This is a genomic window from Streptomyces sp. NPDC006450, from assembly GCF_040612195.1.
GTDB lineage: Bacteria > Actinomycetota > Actinomycetes > Streptomycetales > Streptomycetaceae > Streptomyces.
On sequence record NZ_JBEXPT010000040.1, the window covers coordinates 1 to 12,897 of the forward strand.

A 12,897-nucleotide genomic window follows, 5' to 3' on the forward strand; every position below is an offset into this window, starting at 1 on the left:
CCGCCGTCACCGCGCCGACCTCGCCCGCCGCGCCACCCGCGCCGTGCTCGCCCGTGACGCCTCGCCCGGCGACCGGGTGCGGGCCCGCCTCGCCGTCATCGACGCCGCCGGCCAGGCCCTCGGGGCCCTGGACGAGACCTTCGCGCACGCCATGGCCGACGCCGAGGGCGACCCCGCCCTCCAGGCCGCCGTCCGGCTGCGGACCGCCTGGAAGCACAACCTCAGCGACGGCGACCCCGTCCGCTCCCGCGACGCCGCCGCGCAGGCCGGCGCACTGGCCCGCAGCGGCGGCGACCAGGTCGCCGAAGCCATGGCGCTGACCGTACGGGCTCGCATGGGCCGCATCCTCGGGGACCCGGACGCCGAGGAGATCCTCGGCGAGGCCCTGGCCCTGCCCGCGCCCGACGTACCGCTGGGCATGCGCAACGCCCCGCAGTACCTCGCCGTCCGCCACGCCCTCTTCGACGACCGCAACGCCGACGCCCGGCGCCAGTTGCTCGTGCTGCTGCCCGCAGTACGGCGCACCGGCTCCGCTGAGGACGTCTTCGAGGTGCTGCGCAGCTTCACCGAGGTGGAACTGCGCCGGGGCAGGTGCGCGGCGGCCACCGCGCACGCCCGGGACGCGCTGGAACTGACCGTCGAGGCGGGCCTGTCGCCCGGCCCCGCCTGGTACCTGGCCGCCCTGGCCGAGGCCATGGGCGGAGGTTTCGCACGCGCCGCCGGATACGCCCGGCGCGGCATCCAGGCCTCCGAGGAGGAGCACGACCAGGTCTTCCTCTCCCGCGGCCTGTACGTGCTCGGCCTGGTCGAACTGGCCACGGGCGAGGCCGCGAAAGCCGTCACCACCCTGCGCCGCGTCGCCGAACTGGAGGCCGCGCAGCAGGTGGTGGACCCCTCGATCCTGCGCTGGCACGGGGAGCTCGCCGAGGCCCTGGTCGCCGTCGACGCGCCCGAGGAGGCCGCTGAACTCCAGGCCAAGGTGCGTACGACGGCCCTCGCGCTCGGCCGCACCAGCGTGATCGCCGCCCTCGACCGGGCCAGGGGCCTGTGCCTGTCGGCGCAGGGCGATGCCGATGCGGCGGTAGCCCTGCTGGAGGACACCGCACGGCGCTTCGAGCTCCTCGAACTCCCCCTGGAGCGGGCCCGTACGCTGCTGGCGCTCGCCCGCGTGGAACGCCGCCGGCGCCGGCGCGCCCCCGCCCGCTCTGCCCTGGGGGCGGCGGCCGAGGTCTTCGAGCGGGCGGGCGCGGCTCCGTGGACCGAGCTCGCCCGGGAGCCGTCCCCGTGCCCCTCCCCGGGGGAGGGGCACGGGCCCCGGCCCCTGGCCGCCCTCACGGAGGCGGAGACCCGCCTCGCGGTGCTGGTCGCCCAGGGCGCCAGCAACCAGGAGGCGGCCGCGAAGCTCTTCGTCAGCGTGAAGACCGTGGAGGCCCGGCTGACCCGGATCTACCAGAAGCTCGACGTCCGGTCCCGAGCCCAGCTGGCCACCACGCTGCGGCTGAGCTGACCGAAGGCGCGCCGGCCGGGCTCAGCAGCTCAGGTTGTTCCCCGGGGTCACGCCCAGGAGCTGGGTGAAGCTCTGGTACGTGTTGATCCGGCTCTGCACCTGCGCCGGGTTGCCGCCGTTGCACTCCAGGGCGCCGTTGATGGAGCGGATGGTCTCGCCGAAGCCGGCGCCGTTCACCATGGCGGCGTGGGCGGTCATCGTGCCCGGGCCGTTCTGCGTGTTCCAGTACCAGAGCGCCGTCTTCATCGCGACGGCCGGGTCCTGCTCCACGAGGTAGGGGTTGGCCAGGAGGTTGATGCCCAGGGCGTCGCCGGCCGCCTTGTAGTTGAAGTTCCAGCTCAACTGGATGGGTCCGCGCCCGTAGTAGGCGGCCTGCCCGGCGGGACAGCCGTAGGACTGGCTCGTGTCGCAGTAGTGCGGGTAGTTCGCGGTGTTCTGCTCGACTATGTGGACGAGTCCGCCGGTCTCGTGCGAGACGTTGGCCAGGAAGGCCGCCGCTTCGCGCCGCTTGACGGTGTCGTCACCGGTGGTGGCGAAGCCGGGGTAGGCCGAGAGGGCCGCGACCAGGCCGTTGTAGGTGTAGAAGGGGTTCCGGTTTGGGAACATCTGGTTGAACTGGGCCTGGCTGACGACGAATCCGGACGGGTTGGGGGTGGTCGGGTCCGGGTTCGGGGTCGTTCCGCCTCCGCAGACGCCCTGGTCCGACCAGACCCCCCACTGGCCGGTGGTGCCGGGGGTCTCGCCCTGGGTCCACCACTTGGCCTGCCAGTTGTGGCCTCCGTACGAGGCGTTCATGCCGCCGGTGTAGACGGCGGAGGTCGCCCACGCGCCGGCGCAGGCGGGAGCGGCGGCGGCGGGGGAGGAGGGGAGGGCGATCGCGAGGCCGAGGGTGACGGCCGCGGCGGCGGCCAGCGAGAGGGCGCGGCGGCGCAGGGTGGGCTGCACGGAAGTTCTCCTTCAGTGGGGGGAGTTGCCGTGGGGGGGGCAACGGTCGAACGGACAACTGCGCCCACTGAAGCGAGTATGGTCTGGACCTGTCAAGGTCTAGACCAAAACGAAGCGCCGGTGCGCCACCCCGAAGGGCGGTGCACCGGCGCTTCGTTCGGGGTCAGCTACCGGCGGAGAGGTTGCCGGAGAGGACCGGGATGTTGTCCAGGATGTGCGAGGCGGTCTCGTCACCCTTGGCCTGGGTGGAGTTCTCGGCACACTGCTGGTTCTGCGGGTTGGAGGCGATCGGGATGTCCTGGACGCCGACGTTGACCAGGGCCAGGATCGACTGGGCGTTGACCTTCGCGGGCAGGCCGATGCAGAGCTTGTTCAGGGAGCCCTGGATGGCGGACATCTGCGGGCTCATGGCGCCGCCGGTCTCCTGGTTGCCGTAGAGCTGCGAGGAGTCGTTGCCGTTGACCGTGTTGACGCCGTTGTCGTTGCCGATCGCCATCGCCGGGGAGGCTACGGCGGCACCGGCACCCAGGACGGCGGCGGTGGCGGCGGCGGTGGCCATGAACTTCTTGAGCATGTGGGGGATCCTTCTTCTGTCGCACTGTCGCATGAGATAGCTGCCCTCGGCGGGACGAGCTGCTCAACTGCCGTGGACACCGGGGGTTATCACCCATCACCCGAGTGGCTCAACCTTGCACTCCACCGGTGCGGTCGGGCGTCGGCCGATTGACCCAATGCCGACAGGCGGGCGGATCCCGTTCCCCGTGTGGTCACGTGCGCATGCGCGCCGGGTTCGCGCCCCGTGCGCTGGGGGGTGCCGCCCCCGACCGGGTCCGGACCGCATGCGGGTCCCGGACCCCGTCGGGGTCGACGGGGGCGGTGTCGCGGCAATGCGACGCCGCGGTGGTCAGCCGGTCTTGCGGCGGACCTTCTTGTTCTTGCCCCCGGGGCCGCCGCTGGAACCCTGGATCTTCGCCCGGCTCTGGTGCGCCTGCTGCGACTGGGCATTGGCGGCGTTGCGCTCCAGGGCCTCCTTGAACTTCCGCTTGGCCTCCTCGGCCGGCGATTCGTTCTGCGGGGTGTCTGATTCTTCTGACATGCGTCCTCCTGGAATGTTCTGAAGCCGTTGCAGTCTGTCAGGTGGTGTTTCCCCTGGCCAACGGGTTCGGGCGATGCGGCCTCCCCGTGCCCCCGGACCGGTCCGGGAGTGGTCCGGGAGCGGCGTGCGGGGAGCCTCGGCCGGGCTCAGGCGTCCTTCTCCAGGGTCGGGCGCAGCCGCTCCAGCAGGGCGTGGAGCGTGCCGCGCTCGGTGTCGTCCAGGACGTCGAGGGCGCCGTGTGTGGCCTGCATCTCCTCGCGCACCTTGCGGATCACTTCGCGGCCCGCGTCCGTGGCCACGACGTTCTTGACGCGCCGGTCCGCGGGGTCGGGCTCGCGGCGGACCAGCTCACGGGCCTCCAGCCGGTCCACGATGCCGGTCACGTTCGAGGCGTCGCACACCAGCAGGGTGGCGAGGCCGCGCATCGGCAGCGGTCCGTTCAGCTGGGCGAGGACCTTCGCCTGGGTGGAGGTGAGGCCGTGGTGTGCGGCGGCCGCCGCGAAATCCCGCCACTGGGCGGTGCCGATCGCGGCGAGCAGCTCCAGCAGCTCCAGCTTGGTCGGGACGGCGTGGGGGGTGGTGGCGCTCATGCTCGGAGCGTACTCAAGGTGCTTCATATTATCAACCTTTTACTTGACCACCTTAACTATTGACGTCTACCGTCTGCTGGAGTCGAAGTACTTGATGACGTCAAACATCTGCGATCTGAAGCACTGAAAAGGTTCTCCCTGCCATGAGCCCCACCCCCACCGCCACCACGCAGGCCGGCGGCCGCCGGAACGAGACGGTCATCGTCTTCGCCCTGAGCCTGGCCGCCATGGTCGTGTCGATGATGCAGACGCTGCCGGTCCCGATCCTGGGGCTGATCCGCAGCGATCTCGGCACCACCACCGCCAACGTCAGCTGGGTGACGACCGCCACCCTGCTGTCCGCCGCCGTCTTCACCCCGCTCCTGGGTCGCTTCGGCGACCAGCACGGCAAGAAGCCGACACTGGTGGCCGTGCTCGGCGTCATGGTCGCGGGCTCCGTCATCGCCGCACTCGCGTCCTCGCTCCCCCTGCTCCTCCTCGGCCGGGTCCTCCAGGGCGCCGCGACCGCGATCTTCCCGCTCGCCCTCTCGGTGCTGCGCGAAGAGGTCCGCCCCCAGAAGCTCCCCGGAGCGATGGCCCTGGTCAGCGGCACCCTCGCCTTCGGCAGCGGCCTCGCGCTCGTCGCCACCGGCCTGCTGACCTCCGGCAGCGACGCCGACTACCGCAACGCCTTCTGGATGGCCACCGGCTTCGCCGTGCTCGCGCTGCTCGCGGTCGTCCTCCTGGTTCCGGCGACCCGCCACAAGACCGGTGGCCGTACGGACTTCCTCGGCGCGCTCACCCTGGGCATCGCCCTGCTGCTCCTCCTGCTGCCGATCTCCCAGGGCCACGAGTGGGGCTGGGCCTCCGGCCGTACGCTCGGCAGCTTCGCCGGCGCCGTCGTCATGACCGCCGTCTGGGTGTTCACCGAGCTCAAGGTCCGCGAGCCCCTCGTCGACATGCGGATGTTCGTCCACCGTCCGGTCCTGATGGCCAACCTGGCCGGCATCCTCGTCGGCTTCGGCATGTTCGCGAACTTCCTGGGCGTCTCCTACCTCGTCCAGATGCCCGAGGCCCTGACCGGATACGGCTTCGACGCCTCCATCCTGCGCGCCTCCGTGGAGTTCCTGCTGCCCGGAGCGATCGTCTCGCTCCTCGCCTCGCCGATCGGCGGGCAGCTGGTCCGCCACCGCGGACCGCGCGCCGCACTGGCGGTGGCGGCGGCCCTCGGCGCCGCCGGCTTCGGCTGGCTGGCCCTGGACCACGGCCACAGCGTCTCGGTGATCGGCGCGGGCCTCATCGTGGGCGCGGCCGTCAGCTTCGGCTACGCGGCCATGCCCGCCGTGATCATGGCGAGCGTTCCGCACCACCAGAGCGGCATCGCCAACGGCATCAACTCGATCTCCCGCTCCACCGGCAGCGCGATCGGCAGCGCCATCGTGACCACCATCCTGGCGTCGAAGACGATCGAACACCTCCCGGCCGGAGTCCCCGCACTGCCCGCCGAATCCGGTTTCACCCTCACCTTCGCCATCGGCGCCGTGGCCTTCGGGCTGGTCGCGGTGATCAGCGGAATCGGCCTGCGCGGGGCACACGGCCCGCGCACGGACGCCCCCGCACCGGCGGCCGCGGGCGGTGGCGCCTCTCCGGCCTCCACCGCGAAGGTGTCCGCCCGCCCGGCGGAGAAGGCCGACGCCTGATCCGTCCGCACCGCACCGTCCCGATCCCCTGCCGCCCCCGGGCCGCCGCGCACCCGCGGCGGCCCGGGGGCGCTCCCGCGTGCAGGCCACACCCGGTGGATAGGCTCGGCCGAGCCCGGGACGCGCGTCACCGGGGCCGGAAGGGTGTCATGACCAGCGAAGAAGCGATCCGGATCCTGCGGGCGGCCGACCGTCCGGCGGCCCGGTGGAAGAACGGCGGGGGAGTGACCCGCGAGATCGCCGCGGGACCCGAGGGCTGCGGCATGGACGATTTCGGCTGGCGGGTCAGCCTCGCGGAGGTGACCGCCGACGGCGCCTTCTCCGTGTTCCCCGGCATCGACCGCACGCTCACCCTCGCGGAGGGCGCGGGCATGGACCTCGCGATCGGCGGCGTGCGACGCCTCGTGGACCGGCGGTACGCGCCCCAGCGGTTTCCCGGGGACGAGCCGACGGACTGCCGGCTGCTGGCCGGGCCGGTGGTGAACTTCAACGTGATGTACCGCCGGGGCGTGGTGAGCGCCGACACCGCCGTCGTACGGGGCGACCTCGCGCTCGCCGTCCGGCCCGGGGAGAGCCTGCTGATCGTCGCCCTGGAAGGGACGGCCGAGGTCGACGGCTCCGCCGCACTGGACGCGTACGACGCCGTCTTGATGACAGGAGGGCGGGAGGCCCTGCTCCGGAGCTCCGGGCGTGTGGCGGTGGTCCGCCTGGCCCCGGCGGTCCCGGCCCCGACGGAGCCCGGCCGGACTCGGCGGCCGTAGGAGGTCATCCGCTCCACCGGGCTCCGGGGCGCTCCCATGACGGCGGCGCGGCTGACGGCCATGGCATCCGCGGGGGCGCCTCCGGCGCCGCCGGCAGCCAGAAAGCCGCGCCCCGGGCGACGCGAACGCAAAAGGGCCGCACCGCGGCGGGCGCCCGCCGCCGCCGCCCCCGCGGCTCCTCCTGGGACGGGCTTCGACCAGGTCAAGGGCGCCGAGGGCGGTCAAGGTCACCGACGCGGCCCTGACGACCCCGTTCGCGCCCTTCCCCGGCGGGAAGGGCGGGAGGCGCTGATCCGGGAGGACGCCTCCGAGCGTGAGGGGTCCTCCGCCCGGGCGGTACGAGGCCGCGCCGCCGGGGTGTCGGTGCTGCGCACCTCCGGCGCGAGGCGCGGACGTCCGGCCGATGACGATCCGGTGCGGATCCCGGCCCGCTGCGCCCCGGAGACTGCGGACCGCGGCGCGCTCCGCACGCGGCCTTCGACTACCTGGAGCGAGGCCGGCCCGACGTGTAGGCCGAACTCCCCTCTCTGTGCGAAGCGTTGACAAAGTCGTCATCTGCTAGAAACCTGTGGCGCCATGGCCGCATAACTGCGATCAGATCACTCAAAAAATAAATAACGTTGCGCAAGTTTGCGGCAGGCGCGGCTGCGTCGGGCCGGTCCCCTCATGGAACAGAGGACAGCATGAGATGGAAGCAAGGCGGCCGGCTGATGCTGGCCGGCACGGTGGTCGCCGGACTGATGTCGGTCGGACTCCTGCCCGTCACCCTCGCCGCCGCGGCGGGCGGACCCAACCTCGCCCTGGGCAAGACGGTCTCCGCCAGCGGATCCCTCGGCGGGTACGGCGCCTCGGGAGTCGCCGACGGCAACCAGGGCTCGTACTGGGAGGGTCCCTCGGGCGCCTTCCCGCAGTGGGTGCAGGTGGACCTCGGCAGCAGCATCGCCGTCGACCAGGTGGTGCTGAAGCTGCCCGCCCCGTGGGAGACGCGCACTGAGACGCTCACCGTGCAGGGCAGCACCGACGGGAACACCTTCACCACCCTGTCCGCTTCGGCGGGACGGGTGTTCAACCCCGCCCAGTCCAACGCGGTGACCATCGGGTTCACCGCCGCGACGGTCCGCTACGTGCGGGTGAACGTCAGCGCCAACACGGGCTGGCAGGCCGCGCAGATATCCGAGCTGGAGGTGTACTCCGCCGACGGCAGCGGCGGCCCGGGTGATCCCGGAGACCCGGGCACTCCGCCCCCGGTGGGCGTGAACCTCGCCAAGGGCAAGCCGATCGAGGCCTCCTCCACCACCCAGTCGTTCGTCGCGGCCAACGCCAACGACGACAGCGTCACCAGCTACTGGGAGGCCGGCGGCCAGCAGTCCACGCTGACCGTGAAGCTCGGCTCCAACGCCGACGTCACCGGAGTGGTCCTCAAGCTCAACCCCGACGCAGCCTGGGGCAACCGCACCCAGAGCTTCGAGATCCTGGGCCGGGAGCAGTCGGCGAGCGGGTTCACCACCCTGAAGGCCCGCGCCGACTACGCGTTCAGCCCGGCCGGCAACAAGAACACCGTGACCGTTCCCGTCACCGGCCGCCTCGCCGACGTCCAGCTCAAGTTCTCGGGCAACACCGGGGCCGGCGGCGGCCAGGCCGCCGAGTTCCAGGTGATCGGCGCCGCCGCCCCGAACCCGGACCTGACGGTGACGGACCTCTCCTGGTCCCCGGCCACCCCCTCCGAGAGCGATGCCGTCACGGTCAACGCGACCGTCCGCAACTCCGGTTCGGTCGCCTCCCCGGCCACCGCCGTCAACGTCAGCCTCGAAGGCGCGGTCGCCGGCAGCGCCCAGGTCGGCGTCCTCGCGGCCGGAGCCTCGGCCACCGTCCCGGTCGCCGTGGGCAAGCGGCCGATGGGCAGCTACACCGTCTCCGCCGTGGTCGACCCGGCCGGCAGCGTCCCCGAACAGGACGACACCAACAACAGCCGCACGGCCGCCGCGAAGCTCGTCGTCGGCCAGGCTCCCGGACCCGACCTGGAAGCCCTCTCCATCACCACCAACCCGGCCAACCCGGCCGTGGGCGCACCGGTCTCCTTCACCGTGGCCGTCCGCAACCGGGGCACCGCAGTGGTGGCTGCGGGGACCGTCACCCGCCTGGTCGCGGGCGCCACCACCCTGAACGGCCCCACCCCGGCGATCGCCGCCGGCGCCACCGTCAACGTGCCGATCAACGGGACCTGGACGGCGGTCAGCGGCGGAGCCACCCTCACCGCCACCGCCGACGGGACCGGCCTCGTCGCCGAGACCAACGAGAACAACAACAGCCACTCCCGCGCCGTGGTCGTCGGCCGCGGGGCGGCGCTCCCGTACACCGAGTACGAGGCGGAGGCCGGCAGCTACAGCGGCACCCTGCTGCAGAGCGACGCCAAGCGCACCTTCGGGCACACCAACTTCGCCACGGAGTCCTCGGGCCGCGAGTCCGTACGCCTCTCCTCGACCGGCCAGTACGTACAGTTCACCTCCACCAACCAGGCCAACTCCATCGTCGTGCGCAACTCCGTACCCGACTCCCCGAACGGCGGCGGAGCCGACGCCACGATCAGCCTGTACGTCAACGGCGGCTTCGCCCAGAAGCTGACGCTCTCCTCCCGGCACAGCTGGCTCTACGGCAGCACCGACAGCCCCGAGGGCCTGACCAACACCCCCGGCGGCGACGCCCGCAGGCTCTTCGACGAGTCCCACGCCCTGCTCGCGCAGAGCTACCCGCCCGGCACCACCTTCCGCCTCCAGCGCGACGCGGGCGACACGGCCTCGTACTACGTCATCGACCTGATCGACCTGGAGCAGGTGGCCCCGGCGGCGTCCAAGCCCGCCGAGTGCACCTCGATCACCGACTACGGCGCGATCCCGAACGACGGCATCGACGACACGACGGCCATCCAGAAGGCCGTGACGGCGGACCAGAACGGGCAGATCGCCTGCGTCTGGATCCCGCAGGGACAGTGGCGCCAGGAGCAGAAGATCCTCACCGACGACCCGCTGAACCGCGGCCAGTTCAACCAGGTGGGCATCAGCAACGTCTCGATCCGGGGCGCGGGCATGTGGCACTCCCAGCTCTACACGCTCACCCAGCCGCAGGACGCCGGCGGCATCAACCACCCGCACGAGGGCAACTTCGGCTTCGAGATCGACGACAACACGCAGATCTCCGACATCGCGATCTTCGGATCGGGCCGGATCCGCGGCGGCGACGGCAACGCCGAGGGCGGCGTGGGCCTCAACGGCCGCTTCGGCAAGAACACCAAGATCACCAATGTCTGGATCGAGCACGCCAACGTCGGTGTCTGGGTCGGCCGCGACTACGACAACATCCCGGCCCTGTGGGGTCCCGGCGACGGCATCGAGTTCAACGGCATGAGGATCCGCGACACCTACGCCGACGGCATCAACTTCGCCAACGGCACGCGCAACTCCACCGTCTTCAACTCCTCCTTCCGTACGACCGGTGACGACGCCCTGGCGGTCTGGTCCAGCAAGTACGTCAAGGACCAGTCGGTGGACATCGGCCACGACAACCACTTCCGCAACAACACCATCCAGCTGCCGTGGCGGGCCAACGGCATCGCCATCTACGGCGGCTACGGCAACACCATCGAGAACAACCTGATCTACGACACCATGAACTACCCCGGCATCATGCTGGCGACCGACCACGACCCCCTGCCCTTCTCCGGGCAGACCCTGATCGCGGGCAACGGGCTCTTCCGCACCGGCGGCGCCTTCTGGAACGAGGACCAGGAGTTCGGAGCGATCACCCTGTTCCCGTCCAACCTGCCCATCCCGGGCGTTGTCATCAGGGACACCGACATCCACGACTCGACCTACGACGGCATCCAGTTCAAGACCGGCGGCGGGGTCATGGCCGACGTCAAGATCACGAACGTGACCATTGACAAGTCCAACAACGGCTCCGGAATCCTGGCCATGGGCGGAGCGCGCGGCAACGCCACCCTGTCCGGCGTCACCATCACCGGATCCGCCCAGGGCAACATCCTGATCGAACCCGGCTCCCAGTTCGTGATCAACGGCGGCTGACGGCACACGGGTTCACCGCTTGCCGAGCTCGACCCAGTTCGCCGTACCGGGGACACCCTTCGCGTCGAGGAGGAACAGCATGGAGTAACCGGGCGGGGCGTCGGCCGAGGTGGCCGGCGCCCGCAGCCCGATCGTGCGGCCGCGGACGCCGGTCATCCGCAGCTCCAGATGGCGCTGGCTGGTGTTCACCGCATGGGTGACGGTGGCCGGCGCCAGCAGCACGGCCCGCCGTACTCCGGCGGCCGTCGAGCTCTCCACCGAGAACTCCGCGTCTCCTCCGTGGTCCAGGAGCCGTCCGGGCCGTGTCCCGGCGCCCCGGCGGCGGCCGGCGCGGTCGCGAGGACCAGGGCGGAGACGACCGCGGTCGCGGCGAGCAGGGCGGACCCGTGCAGGCGGCGCATGGGGATCCTCGGCGCGGGCGGTTCCGTAGGGCGCTCGACATAGGTACTACCGGGATGAATCGGGTGAATCGACCTAGTCGGTGTCCCGCCGATGAGCCGTTCGGCCCTCCCCGACCCCCTGCCCGAACGTTTCTCCGGTGAAATGGCCCGGCCATCGGAGTGAGGCCGCGCACCCGTTCCCCCATCGGCGCGGTACGGACCGCTTCCATGGCCGGATGATCAGAACACTGCGCAGCGCGCTCGGCGCCGTCCTCGTGACCGGCGGCCTCCTCGCCCTCCTGCCCGCCTCCGCCGCCGGGGCGGCGGGCGGCCCCGCGGCCCCGGCCGCGCCGGAGGACAGGGTGACCGTCGACGTCGCCACGGTCAACGGTTCGGGCTGCAAGCCGGGCAGCGCCACCGTCGCCGTGGCCGAGGACAACTCGGCCTTCACCGTCACCTACAGCGAGTACCTGGCCATGGCGGGCGGGAGCAGCGCCCCGACCGACGGCCGCAAGAACTGTCTGCTGTCCCTGCTCGTCCACGTCCCGCAGGGGTTCACCTACGCCGTCGCCCAGGTCGACTACCGGGGATTCGGCAGCCTCCAGAAGGGCGCCGTCGGCACCCAGAAGGCCAGCTACTACTTCCAGGGCATGAAGCAGACCGACTACCGCACCCACAAGTTCTACGGCCAGCTCGACGACAACTGGCAGGCCTCCGACACCACGGGCATCGAGGCCCTCGTCTTCGCCCCCTGCGGCGAACAGCGCAACTTCAACATCAACACCGAGCTGCGCGCCGAGGTCGGCACCTCCGACCCGGCGACGACCAGCTACATGGCGCTCGACTCCACCGACGGCAGCATCAACAGCGTCTACCACTTCTCCTGGAAGAGGTGCACGGCCCGCTGAACCGGCCCGCCGCGCGCCCCACGGGCGGCCGCGCGGGACTCCCGCTCAGGAGTCCCCCCGCGCGGCCGCCTGCCGCTGCCGCTTGCTCAAGGGGGCCAGCGTGAGGTCCTGGGCCTGCGAACTCATCCGCTTGAAGCCGTATCCGTGCTCCGTCAGCCAGATCTCGGCGGTGAGCTCGGCATGGGCGGTCGCGTCCAGGATGTCCTCCTCGGCCTCGCCCTCCGCCAGGAAGCGGAAGGTGAAGAAGGGGCGGGCCGCCACGTCGTACGTGAGGTGCCCCTCGGGGGTGAACTCGGCCGTCAGCATGTCGTGCCGGGCCGAGTCCGCGAGGAGCGCTGCGCGCTGCTCCCCGGTGAGACCGTCGAAGGAACCCCGGACGGTGATGCGGAAGGTACGGGTACTCATTGCGTCACCCTAGGCCGGACTCCTGGCCGTCCGCACCGGGATTTTCCGGGGCCCGCCACTCCGACGGCCCAATCACCGCGCGCCGCGAACAACCCCGGCATCACCCGGTCGACGCGGCTGCGACCTGGGCTTTCGCGCAACTGCCCGGTATGCCGGGCGTGTCGCGCCCCGCTAGCGTCGGCAGAGTCCGGAGTCCTTGGATTCCGCGAGGGGGGTCCTGCTGTCCGCCTGTGCGAGAGGCCGATCCGATGCTGAAGGACGCTCCGATAGCCCAGACGCCCCCGCTGGCCAGCCTGATCCGTGTGGAGAAGGGCGTGGCCGCGCCGGAGGAACTCGCCGCGATCGCGGTGGTCGTCGCCTGCTTCGCCCGCCGCAACTCCGCCGGCGCGGCAACGGCACGTGCCGAGACCGCCCGCCGCCGGCGCGCCGCGCATCACGGATCCGGCTGCTGGGCGGGCTGCTGGGCCTGCCGCTGACGCGGACCGGCAGCACCCATGAACGCCCCTGCCCCCGGCCCGCTTACGGGCCGGCGGCAGGGGGACCACCT

General features: G+C 71.7%; 12 protein-coding genes. 6 read left to right on the plus strand and 6 right to left on the minus strand.

All coding sequences use genetic code 11. From position 1 onward, the window contains the following. Nucleotides 1–1,507, plus strand: a 1,507-nt coding sequence (locus ABZY57_RS15045) for a LuxR C-terminal-related transcriptional regulator (protein ID WP_356511876.1), incomplete at its 5' end; no start/stop codon positions are given. Between the two features lie 21 nt (nucleotides 1,508–1,528). Here ABZY57_RS15045 and ABZY57_RS15050 read toward each other — a convergent pair. From ABZY57_RS15050 to ABZY57_RS15065, 4 genes are all read right to left on the minus strand, one after another. After that, nucleotides 1,529–2,440: a glycoside hydrolase family 19 protein gene (locus ABZY57_RS15050; protein WP_356511960.1), complete on the minus strand. Its 912-nt coding sequence runs from the start codon at nucleotides 2,438–2,440 to the stop codon at nucleotides 1,529–1,531. Nucleotides 2,441–2,615: 175 nt separating this feature from the next. After that, on the minus strand, nucleotides 2,616–3,026 hold the full coding sequence (locus tag ABZY57_RS15055) for a rodlin (RefSeq protein ID WP_356511878.1): 411 nt from the start codon (nucleotides 3,024–3,026) through the stop codon (nucleotides 2,616–2,618). A gap of 330 nt (nucleotides 3,027–3,356) precedes the next feature. Continuing rightward, complete coding sequence (locus ABZY57_RS15060; RefSeq protein ID WP_356511880.1) at nucleotides 3,357–3,548, minus strand: DUF5302 domain-containing protein; 192 nt, start codon at nucleotides 3,546–3,548, stop codon at nucleotides 3,357–3,359. Between the two features lie 146 nt (nucleotides 3,549–3,694). Next, entirely contained in the window at nucleotides 3,695–4,138 is a 444-nt protein-coding gene (locus tag ABZY57_RS15065) for a MarR family transcriptional regulator (protein ID WP_356511882.1), read from the minus strand. A gap of 143 nt (nucleotides 4,139–4,281) precedes the next feature. Between ABZY57_RS15065 and ABZY57_RS15070 the strand changes: the two genes are divergently transcribed. The 3 genes from ABZY57_RS15070 (at nucleotide 4,282) to ABZY57_RS15080 (ending at nucleotide 10,657) form a co-directional block, all read left to right on the plus strand. Beyond that, nucleotides 4,282–5,817 carry an MFS transporter gene (locus ABZY57_RS15070; RefSeq protein WP_356511884.1) on the plus strand — a complete coding sequence of 512 codons (1,536 nt, stop codon included), beginning with the start codon at nucleotides 4,282–4,284 and terminating at the stop codon, nucleotides 5,815–5,817. A gap of 149 nt (nucleotides 5,818–5,966) precedes the next feature. Further along, nucleotides 5,967–6,578, plus strand: coding sequence for a HutD family protein (locus ABZY57_RS15075; RefSeq protein WP_356511886.1), 612 nt, complete (start codon nucleotides 5,967–5,969; stop codon nucleotides 6,576–6,578). 683 nt (nucleotides 6,579–7,261) lie between these two features. Then, nucleotides 7,262–10,657 carry a CARDB domain-containing protein gene (locus ABZY57_RS15080; protein WP_356511888.1) on the plus strand — a complete coding sequence of 1,132 codons (3,396 nt, stop codon included), beginning with the start codon at nucleotides 7,262–7,264 and terminating at the stop codon, nucleotides 10,655–10,657. Nucleotides 10,658–10,669: 12 nt separating this feature from the next. Here the strand turns inward: ABZY57_RS15080 and ABZY57_RS15085 are convergent, their stop codons facing one another. Next, entirely contained in the window at nucleotides 10,670–10,945 is a 276-nt protein-coding gene (locus ABZY57_RS15085; protein WP_356511962.1) for a galactose oxidase early set domain-containing protein, read from the minus strand. Between the two features lie 328 nt (nucleotides 10,946–11,273). Here ABZY57_RS15085 and ABZY57_RS15090 point away from each other — a divergent pair, with 328 nt between their 5' ends. Beyond that, nucleotides 11,274–11,945, plus strand: coding sequence for a DUF4360 domain-containing protein (locus ABZY57_RS15090; protein ID WP_356511890.1), 672 nt, complete (start codon nucleotides 11,274–11,276; stop codon nucleotides 11,943–11,945). Nucleotides 11,946–11,990: 45 nt separating this feature from the next. On the opposite strand, the gene ABZY57_RS15095 is transcribed toward ABZY57_RS15090, so the two are convergent. After that, entirely contained in the window at nucleotides 11,991–12,350 is a 360-nt protein-coding gene (locus tag ABZY57_RS15095) for a DUF6204 family protein (RefSeq protein ID WP_356511892.1), read from the minus strand. Nucleotides 12,351–12,598: 248 nt separating this feature from the next. Here ABZY57_RS15095 and ABZY57_RS15100 point away from each other — a divergent pair, with 248 nt between their 5' ends. Further along, nucleotides 12,599–12,826, plus strand: coding sequence for an acyl-CoA carboxylase epsilon subunit (locus tag ABZY57_RS15100; RefSeq protein ID WP_356511894.1), 228 nt, complete (start codon nucleotides 12,599–12,601; stop codon nucleotides 12,824–12,826). Nucleotides 12,827–12,897 lie beyond the last annotated feature (71 nt).